22 protein-coding genes are annotated in these 25,250 nt (G+C 60.6%); 12 read left to right on the forward strand and 10 right to left on the reverse strand.

The window, feature by feature from the left end; translation table 11 throughout:
* Positions 1 to 16: 16 nt before the first annotated feature.
* The 7 genes from IE038_RS06370 to gloB all read right to left on the reverse strand — a co-directional run bounded on the left by IE038_RS06370 (position 17) and on the right by gloB (position 9,814).
* Positions 17 to 1,627 (reverse strand): ABC transporter ATP-binding protein, encoded by a 1,611-nt coding sequence (locus IE038_RS06370; protein WP_189395330.1) that lies wholly within the window; start codon positions 1,625 to 1,627, stop codon positions 17 to 19.
* A 1-nt stretch (position 1,628) separates the two neighbouring features.
* Positions 1,629 to 2,648, reverse strand: a complete 1,020-nt coding sequence (locus IE038_RS06375) for an ABC transporter permease (RefSeq protein ID WP_189395331.1) — start codon at positions 2,646 to 2,648, stop codon at positions 1,629 to 1,631.
* 1 nt (position 2,649) lies between these two features.
* Complete coding sequence (locus IE038_RS06380; RefSeq protein WP_189395332.1) at positions 2,650 to 3,723, reverse strand: microcin C ABC transporter permease YejB; 1,074 nt, start codon at positions 3,721 to 3,723, stop codon at positions 2,650 to 2,652.
* Between the two features lies 1 nt (position 3,724).
* On the reverse strand, positions 3,725 to 5,575 hold the full coding sequence (locus tag IE038_RS06385) for an extracellular solute-binding protein (RefSeq protein WP_163936734.1): 1,851 nt from the start codon (positions 5,573 to 5,575) through the stop codon (positions 3,725 to 3,727).
* Positions 5,572 to 7,401 (reverse strand): extracellular solute-binding protein, encoded by a 1,830-nt coding sequence (locus IE038_RS06390; RefSeq protein WP_189395333.1) that lies wholly within the window; start codon positions 7,399 to 7,401, stop codon positions 5,572 to 5,574. The genes IE038_RS06385 and IE038_RS06390 overlap by 4 nt, the downstream gene beginning before the upstream one ends.
* A 124-nt stretch (positions 7,402 to 7,525) precedes the next feature.
* A complete protein-coding gene (locus IE038_RS06395; protein WP_163936731.1) occupies positions 7,526 to 8,935 on the reverse strand; it encodes a transglycosylase SLT domain-containing protein in 1,410 nt (469 codons plus the stop codon).
* Between the two features lie 99 nt (positions 8,936 to 9,034).
* On the reverse strand, positions 9,035 to 9,814 hold the full coding sequence (gene gloB / locus IE038_RS06400) for a hydroxyacylglutathione hydrolase (protein ID WP_163936728.1): 780 nt from the start codon (positions 9,812 to 9,814) through the stop codon (positions 9,035 to 9,037).
* Between the two features lie 82 nt (positions 9,815 to 9,896).
* Between gloB and IE038_RS06405 the strand changes: the two genes are divergently transcribed.
* From IE038_RS06405 to IE038_RS06420, 4 genes are all read left to right on the forward strand, one after another.
* A complete protein-coding gene (locus tag IE038_RS06405; protein WP_189395334.1) occupies positions 9,897 to 10,655 on the forward strand; it encodes a methyltransferase domain-containing protein in 759 nt (252 codons plus the stop codon).
* A gap of 42 nt (positions 10,656 to 10,697) precedes the next feature.
* Positions 10,698 to 11,144 (forward strand): ribonuclease HI, encoded by a 447-nt coding sequence (gene rnhA, locus IE038_RS06410; protein WP_163936725.1) that lies wholly within the window; start codon positions 10,698 to 10,700, stop codon positions 11,142 to 11,144.
* 144 nt (positions 11,145 to 11,288) lie between these two features.
* On the forward strand, positions 11,289 to 12,032 hold the full coding sequence (dnaQ, locus tag IE038_RS06415) for a DNA polymerase III subunit epsilon (RefSeq protein ID WP_163936819.1): 744 nt from the start codon (positions 11,289 to 11,291) through the stop codon (positions 12,030 to 12,032).
* Positions 12,033 to 12,117: 85 nt separating this feature from the next.
* Positions 12,118 to 14,379 carry an Orn/Lys/Arg family decarboxylase gene (locus tag IE038_RS06420; protein WP_163936721.1) on the forward strand — a complete coding sequence of 754 codons (2,262 nt, stop codon included), beginning with the start codon at positions 12,118 to 12,120 and terminating at the stop codon, positions 14,377 to 14,379.
* 6 nt (positions 14,380 to 14,385) lie between these two features.
* On the opposite strand, the gene IE038_RS06425 is transcribed toward IE038_RS06420, so the two are convergent.
* Positions 14,386 to 14,604, reverse strand: a complete 219-nt coding sequence (locus tag IE038_RS06425; protein ID WP_065759900.1) for a hypothetical protein — start codon at positions 14,602 to 14,604, stop codon at positions 14,386 to 14,388.
* A 147-nt stretch (positions 14,605 to 14,751) separates the two neighbouring features.
* Here IE038_RS06425 and IE038_RS06430 point away from each other — a divergent pair, with 147 nt between their 5' ends.
* Positions 14,752 to 15,306 (forward strand): NADPH-dependent FMN reductase, encoded by a 555-nt coding sequence (locus IE038_RS06430; protein ID WP_189395335.1) that lies wholly within the window; start codon positions 14,752 to 14,754, stop codon positions 15,304 to 15,306.
* A gap of 38 nt (positions 15,307 to 15,344) precedes the next feature.
* Here IE038_RS06430 and phnX read toward each other — a convergent pair whose 3' ends face one another.
* Both phnX and IE038_RS06440 read right to left on the reverse strand, forming a co-directional pair.
* On the reverse strand, positions 15,345 to 16,172 hold the full coding sequence (phnX, locus tag IE038_RS06435; RefSeq protein ID WP_189395336.1) for a phosphonoacetaldehyde hydrolase: 828 nt from the start codon (positions 16,170 to 16,172) through the stop codon (positions 15,345 to 15,347).
* A 48-nt stretch (positions 16,173 to 16,220) separates the two neighbouring features.
* Positions 16,221 to 17,330 (reverse strand): 2-aminoethylphosphonate--pyruvate transaminase, encoded by a 1,110-nt coding sequence (locus tag IE038_RS06440; protein WP_163931634.1) that lies wholly within the window; start codon positions 17,328 to 17,330, stop codon positions 16,221 to 16,223.
* 112 nt (positions 17,331 to 17,442) lie between these two features.
* Here IE038_RS06440 and IE038_RS06445 point away from each other — a divergent pair, with 112 nt between their 5' ends.
* The 7 genes from IE038_RS06445 (at position 17,443) to IE038_RS06475 (ending at position 25,072) form a co-directional block, all read left to right on the forward strand.
* Entirely contained in the window at positions 17,443 to 18,306 is an 864-nt protein-coding gene (locus IE038_RS06445; RefSeq protein ID WP_189395337.1) for a LysR substrate-binding domain-containing protein, read from the forward strand.
* A 68-nt stretch (positions 18,307 to 18,374) separates the two neighbouring features.
* Complete coding sequence (locus IE038_RS06450; protein ID WP_189395338.1) at positions 18,375 to 19,391, forward strand: AraC family transcriptional regulator; 1,017 nt, start codon at positions 18,375 to 18,377, stop codon at positions 19,389 to 19,391.
* A gap of 115 nt (positions 19,392 to 19,506) precedes the next feature.
* Complete coding sequence (locus IE038_RS06455; RefSeq protein ID WP_189395339.1) at positions 19,507 to 21,159, forward strand: acyl-CoA synthetase; 1,653 nt, start codon at positions 19,507 to 19,509, stop codon at positions 21,157 to 21,159.
* An 11-nt stretch (positions 21,160 to 21,170) separates the two neighbouring features.
* Positions 21,171 to 21,938, forward strand: a complete 768-nt coding sequence (locus IE038_RS06460; RefSeq protein WP_163931637.1) for an SDR family NAD(P)-dependent oxidoreductase — start codon at positions 21,171 to 21,173, stop codon at positions 21,936 to 21,938.
* A gap of 16 nt (positions 21,939 to 21,954) precedes the next feature.
* Positions 21,955 to 23,148 (forward strand): acetyl-CoA C-acyltransferase, encoded by a 1,194-nt coding sequence (locus IE038_RS06465; RefSeq protein WP_163931640.1) that lies wholly within the window; start codon positions 21,955 to 21,957, stop codon positions 23,146 to 23,148.
* A gap of 8 nt (positions 23,149 to 23,156) precedes the next feature.
* On the forward strand, positions 23,157 to 24,284 hold the full coding sequence (locus tag IE038_RS06470; RefSeq protein ID WP_189395340.1) for an acyl-CoA dehydrogenase: 1,128 nt from the start codon (positions 23,157 to 23,159) through the stop codon (positions 24,282 to 24,284).
* Positions 24,285 to 24,298: 14 nt separating this feature from the next.
* Entirely contained in the window at positions 24,299 to 25,072 is a 774-nt protein-coding gene (locus IE038_RS06475; protein ID WP_163931642.1) for an enoyl-CoA hydratase, read from the forward strand.
* Positions 25,073 to 25,250 lie beyond the last annotated feature (178 nt).

The raw sequence follows: 25,250 nt of genomic DNA on the forward strand, positions 1-25,250 counted from the left end.
GTTGTTCCTCTTCAGGTTAATCGACAGCTGTTGGGGCCAAAAAGGCCGCTTCCAGCAGCTGCTGTGTATAAGAATGTTGCGGTGCAGCGAAAATACCCGCCGCCGGACCTTGTTCAACCACCTGGCCCTGCCTGACCACCATCAGTTGGTGGCTTAGCGCCTTGATCACTGCCAGGTCATGGCTGATGAACAAGTAGGTCAGGTTGTACTTGGTCTGTAGCGAGCGCAGCAGCTCCACCACTTGGCGCTGAACGGTCCGGTCGAGCGCCGAAGTGGGCTCGTCCAGCAGTATCAGTGCCGGTTTCAATACCAATGCCCGGGCAATGGCAATCCGTTGTCGCTGGCCTCCAGAGAACTCGTGGGGGTAGCGGTTCCGGGTTTCCGGATCCAGGCCTACCTCCTTGAGTGTCGCTATGATCGCCTGCTCTTGTTCTGCTTCTGTGCCAATCCGATGGATGCGCAGGCCCTCACCGACGATATCACCCACGCACATGCGTGGGCTGAGGCTGCCGAAAGGGTCCTGGAAGACCACTTGCATCTGCCGTCGAAACGGCCGGACCTGTTGCTGAGAAAGGCAGTCTAGCGCCTTTCCTTGAAAACGTATGGCGCCTCGGCTGTTCAGCAGCCGCAGGATTGCCAACCCCAGAGTGGACTTGCCGGAACCGCTTTCACCAACAATCCCGAGGGTTTGGCCCTGGGGCAGGCTGAAATTGATGCCGTCCACCGCCTTGACGTAATCGACCGTTCGCCGCATCAGGCCTTTCTTGATCGGGAACCAGACGCGCAGGTCCTCGACTTCCAGTATTGGCTTGCCGACCGGGTTATTGGCAGGCAGCCCGCTGGGCTCGGCACCCAGCAGCATTTGTGTATAGGGATGCTGTGGGGCGCGGAACAATTCGTTGCACGACGCTTGTTCGACGATACAACCGCGCTGCATGACACATACGCGATGTGCAATTCTTCTTACCAGGTTCAAATCATGGCTGATCAGCAGCATGGCCATGCCCAGTCGCGACTGCAGCTCCCTGAGCAAATCGAGAATTTTCAGCTGGACAGTGACGTCCAGCGCTGTGGTCGGTTCGTCGGCGATCAGCAGCTCCGGCTCGTTGGCCAGGGCCATGGCGATCATTACCCGTTGGCGTTGACCGCCAGAGAGCTCGTGCGGAAGCGCCTTGAGGCGTTTGACCGGCTCTGGGATACCGACCAGATCCAGAAGCTCCAGCGTACGTTCGGTGGCAGCTTTACCGCTCAAACCTTTGTGCAACAGGAGCACTTCGTTGATCTGCTTCTCGACGGTGTGAAGCGGGTTCAACGAGGTCATGGGTTCCTGGAAGATCATTGCGATGCGGTTACCACGAATGTGACGCATCTGCTTTTCGTCCAGCTTCAGCAGGTCGTGTTGCTCGTAATGGATGCTGCCGGAGGGGTGTCGGGCCAGTGGGTAGGGCAGCAGGCGCAGTATCGAGTGCGCGGTTACCGACTTGCCCGAGCCGCTTTCGCCCACCAGGGCCAGGGTCTCGCCACGGCGGATATCGAAACTGATATGTTCGACCGCCCGCTGTGTCTGGTCGCCGGCGACGAATTCGACGGAAAGGTCGCGGACTTCGATCAAATTGTCCTGATTCATCTTATTTCCTCGGGTCGAAGGCGTCGCGGGCGGATTCGCCGATGAACACCAGCAGGCTGAGCATCAGGGCCAGTACCGCGAACGCGCTGATGCCAAGCCATGGTGCCTGAAGGTTGGACTTGCCCTGTGCAACCAGCTCGCCCAGCGATGGGGCGCCAGGCGGCAGGCCGAAGCCGAGGAAGTCCAGTGCGGTCAGGGTACCGATTGCGCCCGTGAGAATGAACGGCATGAACGTCATGGTCGAGACCATGGCGTTGGGCAGGATGTGCCGGAACATGATCGCACCGTTTTGCATGCCGAGTGCCCGTGCGGCGCGCACGTACTCCAGATTGCGCCCGCGCAGAAACTCCGCACGGACCACGTCCACCAGGCTCATCCAGGAGAACAGCAGCATGATGCCCAGTAGCCACCAGAAGTTCGGCTGCACGAAACTGGCCAGAATGATCAGCAGGTAAAGGACCGGCAAGCCCGACCAGATCTCCAGGAAGCGCTGGCCGGCCAGGTCTACCCAGCCACCATAGAACCCTTGCAAGGCGCCGCTGATCACGCCAACGATCGAGCTCAGGATCGTCAGGGTCAGGGCAAACAGCACAGAGATCCTGAAACCGTAAATGACCCGGGCCAGCACATCACGCCCTTGGTCATCCGTACCCAGCCAGTTTTGCGCCGAGGGCGGGGCGGGGGCGGGGACCTTCAGGTCGTAGTTGATGCTCTGGTAGCTGAAAGGAATCGGTGCCCAGAGCACCCAACTGTCCTTGGCTGCCAGAAGTTCGCGAATGTAGGGGCTCTTGTAGTTGGCTTCCAGTGGGAACTCACCACCAAAGGTGGTTTCCGGGTAGCGCTTGACTGCCGGGAAGTACCACTGACCGTCATAGTGCACGGCGAGTGGCTTGTCGTTGGCGATCAGCTCCGCGCCAAGGCTCAAGCCAAACAGGATCAGGAACAGCCAGAGTGACCACCAGCCACGGCGGTTGGCCTTGAAGCGTTCAAAACGCCGGCGATTGAGTGGTGACAGTTTCATCTCATTGCTCCCGGCTTTCGAAGTCGATGCGTGGGTCGACCAGGGTGTAGGTCAGGTCGCCGATCAGTTTCACGACCAGCCCCAGCAAGGTGAAGATGAACAGCGTGCCGAACACTACCGGGTAGTCGCGGTTGATGGCGGACTCGAAGCTCATCAGGCCCAGGCCGTCGAGCGAGAAGATCACTTCCACCAGCAGCGAGCCGGTGAAGAAAATGCCGATGAATGCCGAAGGGAAGCCGGCAATCACCAGCAACATGGCATTGCGGAACACATGGCCGTACAGCACTTGATTGTTAGTCAGGCCCTTGGCCTTGGCGGTGATGACATACTGCTTGTTGATCTCGTCCAGGAAGCTGTTCTTGGTCAGCAGGGTCATGGTGGCGAAGTTGCCGATCACCAGTGCGGTCACGGGGAGCACCAGGTGCCAGAAGTAGTCGAGGATCTTGCCGGTGGTGCTCAGTTCATCGAAGTTGTTCGAGGTCAGGCCGCGCAATGGGAACCAGTCGAAGTAGCTGCCTCCGGCGAACAGTACGATCAGCAGAATGGCGAACAGGAACGCTGGGATTGCGTAGCCGATGATGATTGCCGAACTGGTCCAGACGTCGAAATGGCTACCGTGGCGCGTGGCCTTGGCGATGCCCAGGGGGATCGAGACCAGGTACATGATCAGGGTGCTCCACAGCCCCAGAGAGATAGAGACCGGGAGTTTTTCCGCAATCAGGTCGATGACCTTGGCATCGCGGAAGAAACTCTCGCCGAAATCGAGCCGGGCATAGTTCTTGATCATGATCCACAAACGTTCCGGCGCCGATTTGTCGAAGCCGTACATGCGCTCGATTTCCTTGATCAGCGCCGGATCCAGACCCTGAGCCCCGCGGTAGTTGGAGCCGGCTACCGAAACTTCGGCGCCGCCACCGGCGATACGGCTGGTAGCGCCCTCGAAACCTTCAAGCTTGGCGATCATCTGCTCTACCGGGCCGCCTGGGGCGGCCTGGATGATGATGAAGTTGATCACCAGGATACCCAGCAGGGTTGGAATGATCAGTAGCAGACGGCGCAGAATGTAGGCCAGCATACTAGTGTGCTCCGCTCGTCGATGCAGTCTCGTTCGGCGCCGTTACGGGCACCACTGGTTGGGCATCGGGCTTGATCCACCAGGTATTGACGCCAATGTCGAATTTGGGCGGGGTCTGCGGATGACCGATGTGGTTCCAGTAGGCCACACGCCAGGTCTTGATGTGCCAGTTGGGTACCACGTAGTAACCCCACAGCAATACACGGTCGAGTGCGCGGGTGTGGGCGATCAGGTCCTGGCGCGAATCAGCGTTGATCAGCGATTCCACCAGTGAGTCCACGGCAGGGTCTTTCAGGCCCATGAAGTTGCGGCTGCCTGGATTGTCGGCACTGGCGCTCTGCCAATATTCACGTTGCTCGTTGCCTGGGGAATTGGACTGCGGGAAGCCACTGACAATCATGTCGAAGTCGCGTGAGCGCAAGCGGTTGATGTACTCGGCAACGTCCACCCGGCGAAGTGTCAGTTCGATGCCGAGGTCGGCGAGGTTGCGTTTGTAGGGCAGCAGGACGCGTTCAAATTCAGTTTGAGCCAGGAGAAACTCGATTTTCAGCGGTTTGCCCTGGGCATCGACCATTTTGTCGTCCTTGATGCTCCAGCCAGCCTCCTGCAGCAGCTTGTAAGCCTTGCGTTGCTGTTCGCGGATCATGCCGCTGCCATCGGTCACCGGGTTGGCAAAAGCCTGGCTGAAGACCTGCTCGGGGACTTTGCCGCGCAAAGGTTCGAGGATCTTCAGTTCGGCGGCATCCGGCAGGCCGCGTGCGGCCATTTCCGAGTTTTCGAAGTAGCTGCCGGTGCGGGTGTAGGCGCCGTTGAACAGCTGCTTGTTGGTCCACTCGAAGTCCAGCAGCAGGCTTAGCGCTTCCCGTACCCGTACATCCTGGAATACCGGGCGACGCAGGTTGAAGACGAAGCCTTGCATGCCGGTGGGCAGGCCGTTCGGGATCTCTTCGCGGATCAGGCGGCCTTCACGCACGGCAGGCGTGTCGTAGGCGGTTGCCCAGTTTTTTGCACTGCTCTCCAGCCAGTAATCGAACTGCCCAGCTTTGAGTGCCTGCAGCGCGACGGTGTTGTCACGGTAGTAGTCGACAGTCATCTGGTCGAAGTTGTAGAAACCGCGGTTGACCGGCAGGTCCTTGCCCCAGTAGTCCTTGTCGCGCACGTAGCGAATGGAGCGCCCGGGTTTGACTTCGGCGATCTTGTAAGGCCCGCTGCCCAGTGGGATTTCCAGGTTGCCCTTGGTGAAGTCGCGACTTTCCCACCAGTGTTTAGGCAGCACGGCGATCTGCCCGAGGATCAGCGGCAGCTCGCGGTTGTTGTTGTGCTTGAACTTGAACAACACCCGTAGCGGATTTTCGGCGACCACTTCGGCAACGTCGGCATAGTAGCCCCGGTACATGGGGGCGCCGTTCTTGATCAGCATGTTGAACGTGAACACGACATCGTCGGCGCGTACCGGATGGCCGTCATGGAAGCGGGCTTCCGGGCGCAGGTAGAAGCGTACCCAACTGTTATCAGGGGCTTTTTCGATCTGCTTGGCCAGCAAGCCGTACTCGGTGAACGGTTCGTCCAGGCTGGCACGGGCCAGGGTGTCGTAGATCAGGTCGAGGTTGTCCGCCGAGACACCTTTATTGATAAAGGGGTTGAGGCTGTCGAAACTGCCAAAGCCATTCTGGCGGAAGGTGCCACCTTTGGGGGCGTCCGGGTTGACGTAATCAAAGTGTTTGAAGTTGGCAGGGTACTTTGGCGCTTCGTTGTACAGGGTCAACGCATGCTGTGGCTCGGCCAGAGCCTGCAGGCTCAGGCCAGCCAGGAACAGGCCAGCCAGTATGCGAAAGCTGGGCAATGGCATCATTGGGCATTCTCCGAAGGCTTGAGCCACCAACTGTTCAGGCCCAGTGTGTAGGGCGGAGTGGCGACGAAGGCGAACCGGTTTCGGTAGGCCAGGCGGTGATTGTTCAGGTACCAGTTGGGAATCATGTAGTGCTGCCAGAGCAGCACCCGATCCAGTGCGCGAGCGGCGGCAACCTGCTCGTCCCGGCTTTTTGCCGCGAGCAGTACATCAAGCAAGTGGTCGACTACCGGGTCCTTGATGCCCGCATAGTTTTTGCTGCCTTTGATCGCAGCCTGGCTTGAGTGAAAGTACTGCCATTGTTCAAGGCCTGGGCTTAGGGTCTGGTTGAGCGTCATCAGGATCATGTCGAAGTCGAACTGGTCAAGCCGCTGTTTGTACTGGGCACGGTCAACCGTGCGCAAGCGTGCGTCGATGCCAATGCTGGCCAGATTTTCGACATAAGGTTGCAGAATCCGCTCCAGGTTTGGGTTGACCAGCAGAATCTCCAGTCTCAAGGGTTGCCCCTTGCCGTTGACCAGGCGTTGCCCGCTGAGCTTCCAGCCTGCCTGGTTCAGGAGTGTCAGGGCCTGGCGCAAGGTGTCCCGGCCAATGCCTCGCCCCTCGGTGCTACTGACCTTGAACGGCTGGGTGAACAGTTCTGCCGGCAGTTGGTTGCGGTAGGGTGACAGTAGCAGCCACTCTTGTCCGACGGGCAAGCCGGTGGCGCTGAACTCGCTGTTCGGATAGAAGCTGGTCGCGCGTTGGTAGGCGCTACTGAACAGGGTGCGGTTGGTCCACTCGAAATCCAGCATCAGGCCGAGCGCCTGCCGTACGCGGGCGTCGGCAAAGGCATCTCGGCGGCTGTTCATGAACAGGCCTTGGGTCTGGGTCGGGATTTGGTGCGGAATCTGCGCCTTGATTACGTCGCCGCGGCGTACCGCGGGGAAGGTGTAGCCGTTGGCCCAGTTCTTCGCCTGATGCTCGATGTAGATATCGAACTCGCCAGCCTTGAAGGCTTCGAATGCGACATCGCTGTCGCGGTAGAACTCGAATTCAACGCGATCGAAGTTGTACTTGCCACGATTGACTGCCAGGTCCTTGCCCCAGTAGTCACTGACGCGCTCGAACACCAGGCTTCTGCCCGGCTGCACCTGAACAATGCGGTAGGGGCCGCTGCCCAGCGGTGGCTCGAATGTGGTGGCTTTGAAATCGCGTGTCTTCCAGTAGTGCTGCGGTAGTACTGGCATTTCGCCCAGGCGCAGGATCAACAGTGGATTACCGGCGCGTTTGAACACGAAGCGAATTCGCTGGGGGCTGAGTATGTCAACCCGTTGCACTTCCTGCAGGTTGGTGCGGTAGAGCGGATGGCCGTCCTTGAGAAGCGTGCGATAGGAGAACGCAACGTCGGTTGCGGTAATCGGTACGCCGTCGTGGAAGCGTGCCTCGGGGCGCAGGTTGAACACCACCCAGCTACGGTCCTCGCTGTACTCGACCGAGCGGGCGATCAGGCCATAGCTTGACGTCGGCTCATCGCCGGAAGGATCGTACTGACCGGTACCGACCATAAGGGTTTCGTTCAGCTCGCTCACGCCGTACTGCAAGAAGTTCGGTGTGGTTACCGGGCTGCTGCCCTTGAATGTGTAAGGGTTGAGCGTGTCGAACGTGCCAAAGGCCATTGCCCGCAACGTACCGCCCTTGGGCGCTTGCGGATTGACCCAGTCGAAATGGGTGAACTTGGCTGGATACTTGAGCGTGCCGAACTGGGCATAACCATGGCTTTCGCTGATTGTTGCGCCCGCAGGAAAGCTCAAGGCCAGACTGATTGACAGCAGGAGGGGGCGTATCAAGTCGGGGATCCGTTCCAGGCAGCTTGGGCTTTGTTCCAGCTACAGTAACAGCTTGTATCGGCAGGAAAAAGAGTACGGGGTTGAGCTGGAGCAGCGCTGCGCTGAGTTGACGTGCCTTATTGCCTCAATGAGGCAGATAGACGGTCAGGGTCTGGCCCGGTTTGAGTGCATGTGCAGTGCTTGGATTCCAGCGCTTGAGGTGCTGCATTTCGACATTGAAACGCTTGGCGACCATGTACAGCGAGTCGCCCTTGCGCACCTTGTACTGGGTTGCGCGCTGCTTTGCGGCACCCTTGGTGTCGCGCAGTGCGAGGGTTTGGCCAACCTTGACATTGCGACCGGAGAGCTTGTTCCAGCGCTGCAGATCATTGACGCTGACCCGGTTGGCCTTGGCGATACTGGCCAGGTTGTCACCACGCTTGACCCGGTAATTGCTCGCGGTCCCCGGTGTGCTCGGTTCCGCTTCGGCCATGGCAGCCTTGAACACCGCCGGTTGAGGCTGCAGGCTGAGCAGCTCTTCCGGTTTCATGTTCGACAGGCTGGCGGTCAGCAACTGCGCCTTGGCGGTAGGTACCAGCAATTGTTGCGGGCCATCGACCGTCATGCGTTTCTTGAAGGCCGGGTTGAGCTGGTACATCTCGTCTTCGTCGATTTCGGCCAGTGCCGCCACGCGCGAAAGGTCCAGACGATCCTTGATCTCGATGGCCTCGAAGTAGGGCTCGTTGGCGATCGGGTTGAGGTTCACGCCGTAAGCTTGCGGCGTCAGTACCACCTGGGACAAGGCCAGTAGCTTGGGCACGTAGTCACGGGTCTCCTTGGGCAGCGGCAGGTTCCAGTAGTCGGTCGGCAGGCCAAGGCGCTCGTTACGCTCAATGGCGCGGCTCACCGTACCCTCACCGGCGTTGTAGGCCGCCAGTGCCAGCAGCCAGTCACCGTTGAACATGTCGTGCAGGCGTGACAGGTAGTCGAGTGCGGCGTTGGTCGACGCGGTAATGTCGCGACGGCCATCGTAGAAGCGTGTCTGGCGCAGGTTGAAGTGGCGCCCGGTCGAGGGAATGAACTGCCACAGACCGACGGCATGGGCGCGGGAGTACGCCAATGGGTTGTAGGCGCTCTCGATCGCAGGTAGCAGTGCCAGCTCCAGGGGCATGTCGCGCTCTTCAAGACGCTCGACGATGTAGTGCATGTAGAGGCTGCCACGGTCGCCGACAGTCTCCAGGTGCGAAGGGTTGCTGGCAAACCACAGGCGCTGCTGCTCGATACGAGGGTTGACCCCGATGTCGTCCTGCAACCTGAAGCCTTGACGCATGCGTTCCCAGACATCATCCGGTGCCTGCTGGGCAGGTTTGTCGTGGATGAAGACCGGTTTCTGCTTGATCCGGGCCTGGTAGTTGTGCGCGCGAACGCTCTCTGAGTCACCCATATGACTGGTGCTCTGGCAGCCCACGAGAGTGGCGGTCAGAGCCAGCGCGACAGCTTGTGCGACGCGCGTCAGGGTGACGGAATTGAGGGTTCTGCGGCTAGTGGACGACATTGGCTGGAAGAAAGTTCCTGGCGAAAATGTCGGGCGATTCTAGGAAGCAGTCGGGGGGTGGTCAACCTTTCAGAACTTTTGGTACCCAGCCGCGCTCGCTTAGAACGTATCTTTCCAAGCCCTTAAGCCAGCAAAAACAGTGCTCGGAGAGGTACTTGGGACGCCGTTCCGTTCGTCCGCTTTTTCTTTAACGGATGTTTCACCGGTGCGCAAAAATGGATTGGTCAGCTTCTCCAGTGCCAAAGTAGAAGGCAACGTGATGCGATTTTGTGCCCGAAGTTGGGTAACGTCGGCGAAGCGTTGGGCAATGTGCGGGTTTTGTGGTTCCACCGCGCAGGCAAAGCGCAGGTTGCTCAAGGTGTATTCATGGGTGCAGTAGACCAGCGTCTCGGCTGGCAGGGCTGCCAGACGTTGCAGTGACTGGTGCATTTGCTCGGCGGTACCTTCGAACAGGCGACCGCAGCCTGCGGCGAACAGCGTATCGCCGCTGAACAGTAGCGGTGTTGGCGACTGGCTACTGTAATAAGCAATATGCCCCAGTGTGTGGCCGGGTACCGCCAACACGTGGAACGTCAGGCCCAGCACCTGAAGCTGGTCGTTGTCGTTCAGGGCCAGGTCACGGGCGGGGATCCGCTCGGTGGCCGGGCCGCATACCCGTGCGCCAGTGGCCGCCTTGAGCGTTTCGATGCCGCCAACGTGATCGTGGTGGTGGTGGGTGATCAAGATGTCGCTCAACTGCCAGCCGGGGTGTTGCTCCAGCCATTTGAGCACGGGGCCGGCATCCCCTGGATCGACGACCGCACAGCGGCGGCTGGCAGTGTCCTGTAACAGCCAGATGTAATTATCGGAGAAAGCGGGCAGGGCATCGATCTGTATCATGGGGCGATTCGCCAAGCGTGGGACATTGGTGCATCTTAGAGGCTATGGGGTTCTACGAGAACCCAGTAAGCGGGAGGCTGCTATGACCGACAAAGCGTTCGCTCAGGCTGATCCGGACTGGCTTGAGCTGATTAGCCTGGCACGGGACTGGTTCGGTGGGCCGTTGGGCCAATTGCTGCTCAATGAAGAGCAGCGATTGCTGGAGGAAGAGCTGGGGCGCTATTTCGGAGGCTACCTGGTGCATTACGGCCCGTGTGCCGAGGCCCCGCCCAATGCGCCGCAAGTGCAGCGCAATGTGCGCCTGGGGGCGCCGTTGCCAGGCGTGGAGATTGTCTGTGAAGAACAGGCCTGGCCGTTGAGTGAGCATGCCGCTGATGTGGTCGTGCTGCAGCATGGGCTCGATTTCAGCCTGTCGCCGCACGGCCTGCTGCGCGAAGCTGCAAGCAGCGTGCGCCCCGGCGGGCACTTGTTGATCGTCGGCATCAATCCTTGGAGCACGTGGGGCCTCAGGCACTTTTTTGCCCATGATGCCTTGCGCAAGGCACGCTGTATTTCGCCCTCGCGCGTCGGTGACTGGCTGAACCTGCTGGGCTTCGCGCTGGAGAAACGCCGCTTCGGGTGCTATCGTCCGCCGCTCGCTTCTGCCGCCTGGCAACAGCGCCTGGATGGCTGGGAACGTCTGGCTGGCCGATGGCAGGGCGCTGGTGGTGGCGTCTACTTGCTGGTGGCGCGCAAGATGGTGGTTGGCCTGCGGCCGCTGCGCCAAGCGCGTCGCGAACCCATGGGCAAGTTGCTGCCCCTACCGATGGCCAAGGTCAACCGACGCAATTCCGAACCCTGAGCTTGCAGGCTCAGGGGCAACTATTGATGAAAAAGGCTGTACATGACCGAAAGCGTCGAGATCTACACCGATGGTGCCTGCAAGGGTAACCCTGGCCCCGGTGGCTGGGGCGCACTGCTGATCTGCAAGGGCGTGGAAAAGGAGTTGTGGGGCGGTGAACGCGAAACGACCAACAACCGCATGGAGTTGATGGCGGCCATCCGCGCGTTGGAAGCCCTCAAGCGCAGTTGTGAAGTGTTGCTGGTCACTGACTCGGAATATGTCATGAAGGGCATTAACGAGTGGATGGTCAACTGGAAGAAGCGCGGTTGGAAAACCGCTGCCAAGCAACCAGTCAAGAATGCTGACCTGTGGCAGCAGCTGGACGAGCAGGTCGGTCGGCATCAGGTGACCTGGAAGTGGGTACGCGGCCATACCGGCCATGACGGCAACGAGCGGGCTGACCAGTTGGCCAACCGCGGTGTTGATGAAGTGCGCGGTCTGCGCTGAGCGCAAATCGGTCCGGCAAATGCCAGGGAGCTGAGGTAGAATTCCCGGCTTTCCCTATTCAGTAGCTCATCGCTGCGGCCAGGCCGGCTCAGCGACGGGGTATGGTTTTCAAGATGTACGCGGCAGGAGATCACCGGCGTGGAGATGCATAACAACAGGTCGGTAGTGCTGGATACCGAAACCACCGGTATGCCGGTTACCGACGGCCATCGGATCATTGAGATCGGTTGTGTCGAGGTGATTGGCCGGCGTCTGACGGGCCGCAACTTCCACGTCTACCTGCAACCGGATCGTGAGAGTGACGAGGGCGCGATTGGCGTTCACGGCATCACGGATGCGTTCCTGATTGGCAAGCCGCGCTTTGCCGAAGTCGCCGATGAATTCTATGAATACATCAAGGGTGCACGGCTGATCATCCATAACGCGGCGTTCGACGTTGGCTTCATCAACAACGAATTTGCCTTGGCCGGTTACGCTGACCGCACCGATATCACCCAATATTGCGATGTGCTCGACACCCTGATGATGGCGCGGGAACGCCATCCGGGGCAGCGCAACAGCCTTGATGCCTTGTGCAAACGCTACGGTATCGACAACTCCGGTCGCGACCTGCACGGCGCTTTGCTCGACTCCGAGTTGCTGGCGGATGTCTACCTGGCCATGACCGGTGGGCAGACCAGCCTCTCGTTGGCTGCCGACGGCGCTGAAGACAGCAATGGCAACAGTATTCAAGGCAGTGAAATTCGTCGGTTGGCGGCTGATCGTCAGCCTGGGCGGATCATTCGCGCCAACGCCAGCGAGCTTGAAGCCCATGTGGCCCGCCTTGAAGCGATCGCCAAGTCTGCGGGTGGCCCGTCGGTATGGCAGCAAATGAACGACGCGAACTGAAGTCGTTCCTGCACGCTGGCGGCAACCTTCTAACCTGTGAAGTGAAAGGCCCTTCGGGCCTGCCGTTTCCAGGGTGGGGTGGCGCATGTACAAGGACCTCAAGTTTCCCGTTCTGATTGTTCACCGTGATATCAAGGCTGATACGGTTGCTGGTGAGCGCGTCCGCGCCATTGCCCAGGAGCTGACGCAGGACGGCTTTGCGATTCTATCGGCAGTGGATTACGCCGAAGGGCGTCTGGTGGCGTCCACCCATCATGGCCTGGCGTGCATGCTGATTGCGGCAGAAGGTGCGGGCGAGAATACCCACCTGTTGCAGAACATGGTCGAGCTCATCCGTCTGGCGCGGCTGCGTGCGCCCCACCTGCCGATCTTTGCCTTGGGCGAGCAAGTGACGCTGGAGAATGCACCGGCAGAGGCCATGAGCGAGCTTAACCAGCTACGCGGCATCCTCTACCTGTTTGAAGACACGGTGCCTTTTTTGGCCCGGCAAGTGGCACGTGCGGCGCACAATTACCTGGACGGGCTGTTGCCGCCGTTCTTCAAGGCACTGGTGCAGCACACGGCGCAGTCCAACTACTCCTGGCACACGCCGGGGCACGGTGGCGGCGTGGCGTATCGCAAGAGCCCGGTGGGGCAGGCGTTTCACCAGTTCTTCGGTGAAAACACGTTGCGTTCGGATCTCTCGGTATCAGTGCCCGAACTTGGCTCGCTGCTCGATCACACGGGGCCACTGGCTGCGGCCGAAGCGCGTGCGGCACGAAACTTTGGTGCCGACCATACCTTCTTTGTCATCAACGGTACGTCCACGGCCAACAAGATCGTCTGGCATGCGATGGTCGCTCGCGATGATCTGGTGCTGGTGGACCGCAACTGTCACAAGTCGGTGTTGCACGCGATTATCATGACCGGTGCAATCCCTTTGTACCTCTGCCCCGAGCGCAACGAACTGGGCATCATCGGGCCGATCCCGCTGAGTGAATTCAGCCGCGAGTCGATTCAGGCCAAGATCGAGGCCAACCCGCTGGCACAGGGTCGCGAGCCGAAGGTCAGGATGGCCGTGGTGACCAACTCTACCTATGACGGCCTGTGCTACAACGCTGAGTTGATCAAACAGATGCTCGGCAACAGTGTCGAGGTGCTGCACTTTGACGAAGCCTGGTACGCCTATGCGGCTTTTCACGAGTTTTTTGCCGGGCGCTTCGCGATGGGGACGTCACGCAGTGCGGACAGCCCGCTGGTCTTCAGCACCCACTCTACCCACAAGCTGCTGGCGGCATTCAGCCAGTCTTCGATGATTCATGTGCAGGACGGCGGGGCGCGGCAATTGGACCGTGATCGTTTCAACGAAGCCTTCATGATGCATATTTCCACATCGCCGCAGTACAGCATCCTGGCGTCGCTCGATGTGGCGTCGGCGATGATGGAAGGTCCGGCCGGGCGTTCGCTGTTGCAGGAAATGTTCGACGAGGCGCTCAGCTTTCGGCGGGCTTTGGCCAACCTGCGCGCGCACATCGCCGCCGACGACTGGTGGTTCAGTATCTGGCAGCCACCCCAGGTCGAAGGTGCACAGACGGTAGCCACTGCCGACTGGCTGCTGCAGCCTCAGGCAGCCTGGCATGGGTTTGGCGAGGTGGCGGATGATTACGTGCTGCTCGATCCGATCAAGGTTACGTTGGTCATGCCGGGGCTGACCGCGGACGGTACGCTGGGCGAGCACGGGATTCCGGCGGCCGTGGTCAGCAAGTTTCTCTGGGAGCGGGGGCTGGTGGTGGAAAAGACCGGGCTCTACTCGTTCCTGGTGCTGTTTTCCATGGGTATTACCAAGGGCAAGTGGAGCACCTTGCTGACCGAGTTGCTGGAGTTCAAACGCAACTACGACGCCAACACGGACCTGCTCGAAAGCCTGCCATGCGTTGCCAGCCTGGACCCGCTGCGCTACCAGCGGTTGGGCCTGCGTGACCTGTGTGACCAACTGCACGACTGTTACCGCAGCAACGCTACGGCCAAGCAGCTCAAGCGCTTGTACACCCGTTTGCCGGAGGTGGTCATGAAACCGGCTGACGCTTACGACAAACTGATCAGGGGGGAAGTGGAGGCGGTGCCCATCGATCAACTGATCGGGCGCATTGCTGCCGTTATGCTGGTGCCGTATCCGCCGGGCATACCCTTGATCATGCCGGGTGAACGTTTCACTGAGGCGACACGTTCGATCATTGACTACCTGGCCTTTGCACGAGCCTTCGACACCGGCTTTCCCGGCTTTGTCGCTGATGTGCATGGGCTACAGCATGAAGACACCGCCCAAGGGCGGGTCTATACCGTCGACTGCATCACGCCTTCAACTTGAGTGGTTTCAGGGGATACGGATGATCTCTACACCGCTCTGCACCAGTTCAAAACGGTCTTCGCCCAGGTGGTTGACCCGATCACCGATAGCCAGTCGGTACGTGGTGACGGGGAGCGAGGCGGCAGTTCCATCGGCCTGCAGGGTAGATTCCTGGAACTCATGCACAGGGTAGATACGTCCTTCAGCATCCCGTGCATGAAATTGTCCGACCAGTACTGCTGTCATTTAGCGTGCGACCTCTGAAGTAAAAATGCGCTGTCAGGCATAGACCGCTCTAATTGCCGGTAGTTTTGCCAGTGTAGAAAAAAACTGGGCAGATGCATTGTTCGTCTATACCTAAAAGTTCCCAGGGTTGTCAGGTTGGAGAACGCTATGAGTCGGGTTTATTCAGTTGCGGTGCTGGTGGGGAGCCTGCGCAAGGAGTCCTTGAATCGCAAGGTTGCTCGCGCGCTTTGTGAGTTGGCGCCGTCCAGTCTCAAATTGAGCATTGTGGAAATCGGTGAACTGGCACTGTACAACGAAGACATCGATGGCTCACCCCCTGCGGCCTATGCAGCCTTTCGTGAGCAGATTCGCAACAGTGATGCGGTGCTGTTTGTGACGCCTGAGTACAACCGCTCGGTCCCCGGTGTGCTGAAAAATGCCATAGACGTCGGCTCGCGGCCCTATGGCCAAAGTGCCTGGAGTGGTAAACCGGGGGCGGTTATCAGTGTGTCACCGGGTGCGGTGGGAGGCTTTGGTGCCAACCATCATTTGCGCCAGTCCCTGGTGTTCCTCGACGTACCCTGCATGCAGCAGCCTGAGGCGTATATGGGTGGGGCGGCGAGCCTGTTCGATGAGCATGGCAGGCTTTCGGAGAAAACCCGGCCGTTCCTGCAAGGGTTCATTGACAGCTATGCGAAATGGGTCGCGCTGCATCAGCGTTGAGGTGAGGCCGGCTCCTTCTGGGAGCCGGCCTTGAGCGTTTAAACCGCTTGCGGCATTTCACCCCGGGCCAGACGCTGATTGATGTCGGCGATCACTTCGGGAAGCTCGTTGATGGTGTCGATCAGGTAGTGTGGGCGCGAACCTTCGAACAACCCATGGATACGCTTGCGCTCAGCTTCCAGTGTGTTCGTGTCGAGGGCGCGGTAGCCTTCGTAGGTCAGGCCCAGGGCATTGCCGGAGCAGACCAGGGCGACGGTCCACATGCCGGCGCGGCGACCTTCGAGGATGCCTGGCACGGTGTCATCGACCTTGACGCAGGCCGCAACGTCGTCGATGCCCAGGGCAATGACGTTGGCCAATGCTTGCGCCGGCCAAGGGCGGCCATTGGGGGTTTCGTCGGTGGCCACTACGTGGTCGGCAACATAGCCGTTCTGTGCTGCCAGTTCGACCACCTTGTCCATCACCACTTTCGGGTAGCCCGAGCACGAGCCGATCTTCAGTCCGTTCTGGCGAAGTCCGGTAAGCGTGTCCAGTGCGCCAGGAATCAGCGCTGAGTGCACGGCGATCTTTTCGATTTGCAACGGCATGAAACGCTCATAAATCGCCGTCACGTCATCATCGGTCGGGGTGCGCCCGAACACCTTGCGGTAGCGCTCGGCAATCTGCGGCTGGTCGCAAAGGGTGCGGATATGGTCCCACTTGCCCATACCCATCGGGCCGCGAGCTTCCTCGATAGAGACCTCGACGTCGAACTCGGCGAAGGCCTCGACGAAGATCTGCGTGGGTGCAAAGGAGCCGAAGTCGACCACGGTGCCGGCCCAGTCCAGGATCGCGGCTTGCAGTTGCGTTGGGTTTTTGTAGTTCATGGGTGAATTCCTCGATCGGTCATGCCATTGGGCGTGTTGAAAACGGCTTCAGATGTCCAGCACTTCCATTTCGCGCAGTACGTCAGCGATGGCATTGACGGCGGCGCTCATGCCATCCGGACCAACACAGCCGATGCAACCGACGCGGAAGGTTTCCACTTGGGTGAGCTTGCCCGGGTAGAGGATGAAACCCTTGGCCTTGACCCGCTCGTAGAAGTCTTTGAAGGCGTAGCGTGCATCACGAGGGGCGTGGAATGTGACGATGATCGGCGCCTGGATTTCGGCCGGCAGGAAGCTGCGCAGGCCAATGGCGGCCATGCCGTCGAGCAGGGTTTTGCAGTTGTTGGCGTAGCGCTGATGACGCGCGGGCAGGCCACCTTCCTCGTTGTATTGCAGCAGGGCTTCGTGCAGCGCCGCGACCACGTGGGTGGGCGGAGTGAAGCGCCATTGGCCGGTCTTGGCCATGTAGCTGTGTTGATCATGCAGGTCCATTGCCAGGGAGTGCGAGTTGCCTTCGGCAGCGGCCAGCGATGCCTGGTTGGCGAAGACGAAGCCCATGCCTGGCACACCTTCCAGGCACTTGCCGGAGGCGGCGATCAAGGCATCGAAGGGCACTTCGCTGGCGTCGATCGGCAGGGCTCCGAACGAGCTCATGGCATCGATGATCAGGCGCTTGCCGTGGTTGGCGACGACCCGGGCGATGTCGGGCAGCGGGTTGAGAATGCCGGTACTGGTTTCACAGTGAATCAGTGCCACGTGGGTGATGCTGGCGTCGGCTTGCAGCAGGCGGTCGACATCGGCGGCAGTGGTTGGTTCGTCCTCTGCGGTCTCGAACGTGCGGTAGGCACGCCCCAGTACTTTGCAGATTTTTGCCAGGCGCTGGCCGTAGGCGCCGTTGATCAGCACCAGTACGTTGCCGTCACGCGGTACCAGGGTGCCGATGGCCGCTTCCACGGCGAAGGTGCCACTGCCTTGCAGAGGGACACAATGGTGCGTTTCTGCGCCGTTGATGATGGCCAGCAGTTGCTGGCACAGGCTGGCGGTCAGTTGGTTGAAGTCACGGTCCCACGAGCCCCAGTCCACCAGCATGGCTTGCCGGGTACGGGCCGAAGTGGTCAAGGGGCCTGGGGTCAGCAGAATCGGAGCGGCAGTACTCATGGTGGTGGTCCTCACAAACTGTGGGCTGAAGGTACGGGGCTTAAGTTGCAATTCCGTGCGCCATCAATCAAATTGTTTGTTGTTATGCCAACTATAAGTAGGGCCGATACTGATGAACCTGTTTCAGCTCCGCGCCTTTGATGCCGTGGCCCGCGAGGGCAGCTTTACCCGTGCTGCCAATCGCCTGTTCATCAGCCAACCTGCGGTTACCGGGCACATCAAGGCGCTTGAAGAGCACTACCAGATCACCTTGTTGCGGCGTACGGCGCGTCGGGTCGAGTTGACCGAAGAGGGCACCCGCCTGGCGGCGATCACCCGTGCCATGTTCAGCCTGGCCGAAGAGGCCCAGGCGATGCTTGAAGCCAACCGGCAGTTGCTGACCGGGCGCCTGGAAGTGGCCGCAGACGGCCCGCACCGGGTCATGCCGATGTTGGCGCAATTGCGTGCCCGCTACCCGGGCATTACGGTCAACCTGCGACTGGGCAATGCCCAGGAAACCCTGGCGGCGTTGTTGTCCGAACATGCCGATGTGGCGGTGTTGACCGAGGTGGAGCCGCGTAAGGGGTTGTACCTGCAAAGCCTTGGGCCGTCGCGTATCTGCGCGTTGATTCCGGCCGGGCATGAATGGGCTGCCAGCGCTGCGCCGTTGCCCATTGATCAGTTGGACAAGCAGATCATGGTGCTGCGCGAGCCCACCTCGATTACCCGACGTACGTTTGACCAGGCCTGCAGCGAAGCGGGCATTCAGCCCAGGGTGCTGCTGGAGCTGGATAGCCGCGAAGCGGTGACCGAAGCCGTGGCTGCGGAACTGGGCATTGGTATTGTCGCTTCGGTCGAAGTCAGCCACGACCCGCGTGTGGTGGCTCGGCCTATTGCCGGCCCGGGTTTGATCAACCAGCATATGCTTGGCTGTCTGGAGCGGCGCCGGGAACTGCGCCTGATTCGGGCGTTCCTGGATTTGGCGAACCAGGGTTGAAACAAGCGTTTTCGATGGCGGGGCTCTAAGAAGTCGGCCGGAACCCAAGGGAAGGTGAAGTACAAGCGATGACGGAGAAAGACACGATCTCCATGCAACTGGTGCGTGAGGCCCTGTTGCAGAGTTGTGCGGCAGGCAGCGCCACGAGCGAGGTACTCAAGCGGGTCGGTATCGACCCGCAGCAGTTGGGTCTGCCCGAGGCTCGCGTACCCGCCAGTGCCTATGCGCAGCTGTGGCGGCTGTTGGCGCGGCGTTGCCATGATGAGTTTTTCTGCATGGATCCGCGCGGATTGCGTAGCGGTAGCTTGGCATTCCTGTGCCGCTCGTCCATGGCGCAGCCCACGTTGGGTGCCGCGTTGGAGTCGGGGCTGAGCTTCCTGTCACTGATGCTGGAGCACCTGCAGCCGGTGCTGGTACGCCAGCAGAGCCTGGCCGAAATCGTGGTCGGCGAACCTGAAGATACCCCTCGTCGGGCGTTCACCTACTTCACCTTCTGGATGATCGTCCATGGTGTCGCCTGCTGGCTGGCCGGGCGACGTATTCCGATTCTGGCCATCGAGTTGCGGTGTGCCGAGCCGGACTTCTGTGATGATTACCGGGTGATGTTCTCCGAGAACCTTCAATTTGGCCGTCCACGCACACGGATGATCTTCGCGGCCGAGTGCCTCGATCTGCCTGTCAAACGCAGCGTCGAGGAGTTGCAGCGCTTTCTGGCGGAAGCGCCAGCCAACATCCTGGTCAAGTACCGCGACCCGGCCAGCCTGGCGCGGCGTATCCGCCACGACCTGCGGGCGTTGCCTGCCGCTGCTTGGCCCGAGACTGAAGCCCTGGCTCAGCGCCTGTGCATTTCCGCCTCGACGTTGCGTCGGCGTTTGGCCGATGAAGGGCAGACCTATCAGGGCTTGAAAGACAGTGTGCGTCGGGAGCTGGCGATTACCTGGCTGGCTGAAGCCGACGTGAGTTTTGCCGACATTGCCGCGCGCTTGGGGTTTGCCGACACCAGTTCCTTCTATAAAGCGTTCCGCAAATGGACTGGAAGTAACCCGGGACACTACCGCAGCCTGATTCTTCTGCCCGCCGACTGAGTGGCCAAACCAGTCATCCAGATTGCGCGCTTTGACCATTGCCGCAGGCGGTGACCAGCGCGACTATCAACAGATCATTCGTTTATTCCAAAAATAAGAAACGAGGAGTCTGGTGATGCGTGACTACAGCGTGGCAGCGAGCAGCTTCAACTATCAGCAGGCCGCCGCCGAGGCACTTGCAGGTAACCTTGAGGCGCTCAACGCCTGTGTTGAGTGCTGTGACCGACATGCCCAGGACGGGCGTATTGCGTTGAACTGCGAAGACCGCGACGGCAACAGTGCGCACTACAGTTTTGCCGATCTGCAGGCCCGCGCCGCGCGTTTTGCCAACGTGCTCAAGGCACAGGGTGTTGGCCCCGGCGACCGCGTGGCGGGTTTGTTGCCACGTACCGTGGAGCTGCTGGTGACGATACTCGGTACCTGGCGCCTGGGTGCGGTGTACCAGCCGCTGTTCACCGCGTTCGGCCCCAAGGCGATCGAGCACCGGCTGGAAAGCTCCGGCGCCAAGGTGGTGATCACCGACCGTAACAACCGCAGCAAGCTTGATGACGTTGAAGGTTGCCCGCGAATTATCTCCGTGCTCGCCCAGGCGGGTTCCGGCGACCTGGACTTCCATACCGAACTCAATGCTGCGTCCAGCGAATGCGAGCCTGTACTGCTGGGTGCCGACGCACCGTTCCTGCTGATGTTCACCTCCGGCACCACCGGCCCGGCCAAGCCGCTGGAAGTGCCGTTGCGGGCGATCGTTGCGTTCCAGGGCTACATGCGCGACGCCATCGATCTGCGCCCGGAAGACGCTTTCTGGAACCTGGCCGACCCGGGTTGGGCGTACGGACTCTACTATGCCGTTACCGGCCCGCTGTCCTTGGGCCATGCGACGACCTTCTTCGATGGCCCGTTCAGTGTTGAAAGCACCTGCAAGGTGATCAAGAAATACGGCATCACCAACCTCGCCGGTTCGCCGACGGCCTACCGCATGTTGATTGCTGCCGGTGAGGATTTCTCGGCACCGATCAAGGGCTGCCTGCGGGTGGTCAGCAGCGCCGGGGAACCGCTCAACCCAGAAGTGATCCGCTGGTTCGCCGAGCAACTGAATGTGCCCATCCACGACCATTATGGCCAGACCGAACTGGGCATGGTCCTGTGCAATCACCATGGCCTTGCGCACAAGGTACATATGGGCGCCGCAGGTTTTGCCGTTCCTGGGCACCGCATTGTCGTGCTGGATGAGCAACAGCGTGAACTGCCTGCCGGGCAGCCGGGCATTCTGGCGGTGGACCGTGAGCAGTCGCCGCTGTGCTGGTTCGGTGGTTACCACGGCCTGCCGACCAAGGCCTTTGTCGGCAAGTACTACCTGAGTGGCGATACCGTCGAGTTGAACGATGATGGCAGCATCAGCTTTGTCGGGCGCAGCGACGATGTGATCACCACCTCCGGCTACCGGGTCGGGCCGTTCGATGTCGAGAGCGCCTTGATCGAGCACCCTTCGGTGGTTGAGGCTGCCGTCATCGGCAAGCCAGACCCGGAACGCACTGAACTGGTCAAGGCCTTTGTGGTGCTGGGGAATGGCCATAACGCCAGCCCCGAGTTGGCCGAAACCTTGCGCCAGCACGTGCGCCAACGCCTGTATGCCCATGCCTACCCACGTGAAATCGAATTTGTCAGCGAGCTGCCGAAAACCCCGAGCGGCAAGCTGCAGCGCTTCATCCTGCGCAATCAGGAAATCGCCAAACAACAAGCAGCGCTGGGCCAGACCGCCAGCGCCTGAGGAAACCGAACATGCACATTGCCAATAAAAACTTCATCGTCAGCGGCGCGGCCTCCGGGCTAGGCGCGGCCACCGCCGAAATGCTCATCGAGGCCGGCGCCCAGGTCATGCTGGTCGACCTCAATGCCGAGGCGGTAGCGGCCAAGGCCCAGGCGTTAGGCCCCAAGGCGCGTTATGCGGTTGCCGACATCAGTCAGGAGGCCCCCGCCAAGGCTGCCGTGGATGCCGCAGTCGAAGCCTTTGGCAGCCTTCATGGGCTGGTCAACTGCGCCGGTGTGGTCGGTGCCGAGAAAATCCTCGGTAAGCAGGGCCCGCACGGCCTGGACAGCTTCAGCCGGGTGATCAACATTAACCTGGTTGGCAGCTTCAATTTGCTGCGCCTGGTCTCGGCGGCCATGGCTGAAACCGAGGCCGGTGCCGAGGGTGAACGCGGCGTGATCATCAACACCGCATCCATTGCTGCCTATGACGGCCAGATTGGCCAGGCAGCCTATGCTGCCTCCAAGGGCGCCATTGCCAGCCTGACGCTGCCGGCGGCCCGCGAACTGGCGCGGTTTGGCATTCGCGTGATGACCATCGCCCCGGGCATCTTCGAGACCCCAATGATGGCGGGCATGCCTCAGGAAGTGCGTGACTCTCTGGCTGCGGGTGTGCCGTATCCGCCACGCCTGGGGCGCCCGCAGGAATACGCGGCGCTGGTCCGCCACATTATCGAGAACAGCATGCTCAACGGCGAAGTGATCCGTCTCGACGGTGCGCTGCGCATGGCCGCCAAGTAATCAGAGAGTAACCATCATGACCCTCGCCAACGATCCAATTGTCATTGTCAGCGCTGTGCGCACGCCCATGGGCGGGCTGCAGGGCGACCTTAAAAGCCTGACAGCGCCGCAACTCGGTGCTGCGGCCATCCGTGCGGCCGTAGCGCGCGCCGGTATTGCCAGCGATAGCGTCGAGCAGGTGCTGTTCGGCTGTGTATTGCCTGCCGGTCTGGGACAGGCGCCAGCCCGTCAGGCAGCCCTTGGGGCCGGCCTGGACAAGGGCACTACGTGTACAACCCTGAACAAAATGTGCGGTTCGGGCATGCAGGCCGCGATCATGGCCCATGACCTGCTGCTGGCAGGCAGCGCCGATGTGGTGGTGGCCGGTGGCATGGAAAGCATGTCCAACGCGCCGTACCTGCTGGACAAGGCCCGCAGCGGTTATCGCATGGGTCACGGCAAGATCATCGATCACATGTTCTTCGATGGCCTGGAAGATGCCTACGACAAGGGTCGTCTAATGGGCACTTTTGCCGAGGATTGTGCCGAGAAAAATGGCTTCAGCCGTAAAGCCCAGGACGACTTCGCCATTGCGTCGCTGACCCGCGCCCAGCAGGCGATCAAGGACGGCAGCTTCGCCGCCGAGATCGTTCCGGTCGAAGTCACCGTGGGCAAGGAGCAGCGCCTGATCAGTGATGACGAACAACCACCCAAGGCTCGCCTGGACAAGATCCCGCAACTCAAGCCGGCTTTTCGCGACGGCGGTACCGTAACGGCGGCCAACTCCAGCTCGATCTCCGACGGCGCTGCCGCGCTGGTGCTGATGCGCCGTTCCCAGGCCGAACAACGTGGCTTGAAACCGCTGGCGGTTATCCATGGCCACGCGGCGTTTGCTGATGCGCCATCACTGTTCCCGGTTGCGCCGATTGGCGCCATCGACAAGCTGATGAAGCGCACCGGCTGGAACCTCGGCGACGTCGATCTGTTTGAAATCAACGAAGCCTTTGCCGTGGTTACCCTGGCCGCCATGCAAGCGCTCGAATTGCCCCATGACAAGGTCAATGTCCACGGTGGCGCTTGCGCCCTTGGCCATCCGATCGGTGCGTCGGGTGCGCGGATTATCGTCACACTGCTTTCGGCCCTGCGTCAGAAAGGCCTGCGCCGTGGTGTGGCGGCGATCTGCATCGGCGGCGGTGAAGCCACGGCCATGGCCGTTGAATGCCTGTATTGAGGTCCACCATGTTAGTGAATGACGAACAACAGCAGATCAGCGACGCCGCCCGGCAGTTTGCCCAAGAACGTTTGCGGCCCTTTGCCGAACAGTGGGACCGCGACCACCGTTTCCCGAAAGAAGCCATGGTCGAAATGGCTGAACTGGGCTTCTTCGGCATGCTGGTGCCGGAGCAGTGGGGCGGTTGTGACACCGGGTACCTGGCTTACGCCATGGCCCTGGAGGAAATCGCTGCCGGCGACGGTGCCTGCTCGACCATCATGAGCGTGCACAACTCGGTGGGCTGTGTGCCGATCCTCAAGTTTGGCAACGACCAGCAGAAAGCCCAGTTCCTTACTCCGCTGGCCAGTGGCGCCATGCTCGGTGCGTTCGCCCTGACCGAACCGCAGGCCGGCTCCGATGCCAGCAGCCTGAAAACCCGAGCCCGGCGCGATGGCGACCACTACGTGCTTAATGGCTGCAAACAGTTCATCACGTCTGGCCAGAATGCCGGTGTGGTGATCGTATTTGCCGTGACTGACCCGGCCGCCGGCAAGCGTGGCATCAGCGCCTTCATCGTGCCGACCGACTCGCCGGGCTATCAGGTCGCCAGGGTCGAAGACAAGCTGGGTCAGCATGCCTCTGACACCTGTCAGATCGTTTTCGACGACGTCCGTGTGCCGGTGGCCAACCGACTTGGCGAGGAGGGCGAAGGCTACAAGATTGCATTGGCCAACCTTGAGGGCGGGCGTATCGGCATTGCGGCACAGTCGGTGGGTATGGCCCGTGCGGCATTTGAAGTGGCCCGTGACTATGCCCGTGAGCGGCAGAGTTTTGGCAAAGCGTTGATCGAGCATCAGGCCGTCGCATTCCGCCTGGCTGATATGGCAACGCGCATCGCCGTAGCGCGGCAGATGGTGCATCATGCCGCAGCCTTGCGTGATGCAGGGCGTCCGGCGCTGGTGGAAGCCTCGATGGCCAAACTGTTTGCCTCGGAAATGGCCGAAAAGGTCTGCTCCGACGCCTTGCAGACCCTGGGCGGTTATGGCTATCTGAGCGACTTCCCGCTGGAGCGGATCTACCGCGATGTGCGGGTTTGCCAGATCTACGAAGGCACCAGCGACATTCAGCGCATGGTCATTGCGCGCAATCTTTGAAGGGAGCCGTTTGCATGACGTACGAAACCATCCTGTTGGAAATCCGTGACAAGGTCGGTCTGATCACCCTCAATCGGCCGCAGGCGCTCAATGCCCTGAACGCCCAGATCGTGAGTGAGATCAACCAGGCGCTGGATCAGCTCGAACGCGACCCGAACATCGGCTGCGTGGTGCTTACCGGCTCCCAGAAAGCCTTCGCTGCCGGTGCCGACATCAAGGAAATGGCCGACCTGCGTTACCCGCAGATCTACGTCGATGACCTGTTCAGCGACGCTGACCGCATCGCCAATCGTCGCAAGCCCATCATTGCCGCCGTCTCTGGTTTTGCTTTGGGCGGGGGGTGTGAGCTGGCCATGATGTGCGACTTCATTCTGGCCGGTGACAATGCCAAGTTCGGCCAACCGGAAATCAACCTGGGCGTACTGCCGGGCATGGGCGGTACCCAGCGCCTGACGCGTGCCGTAGGCAAGGCCAAGGCGATGGAGCTGTGCCTGACCGGTCGCCTGATGGGCGCTGAAGAGGCCGAGCGTGCTGGGTTGGTTGCCCGTGTTGTGCCTCAGGCGGAGTTGCTTGACGAAGCGCTGAAGGTTGCTGCCGTGATCGCCAGCAAATCGATCCCGATGACCATGATGGTCAAGGAAAGCGTCAACCGCGCCTTTGAAGTCAACCTCACCGAAGGTGTGCGTTTCGAGCGTCGTGTGTTCCATGCCGCCTTCGCCACCGAAGACCAGAAAGAAGGCATGGCGGCATTCATCGCCAAGCGTGAAGCGCAGTTCAAGGACCGTTAAGGCACCTTCTCCTCGGCAAGGCTTGCTCCTGCACATTGAGCGGTGGGAGCCAGCCTTGCCAAGGTACAACGACGCCCCCAGACCTACTACCAAATAACGAGCCGCCCGCTGCCAACGGCTCATTCGCGGCCATCGACCTGCTGGCTAAGATCGAACCACTGCCTGCCCCTCGGCAGGC

The sequence above is a fragment of the Pseudomonas laurentiana genome (genome assembly GCF_014648275.1).
Taxonomy (GTDB): domain Bacteria; phylum Pseudomonadota; class Gammaproteobacteria; order Pseudomonadales; family Pseudomonadaceae; genus Aquipseudomonas; species Aquipseudomonas laurentiana.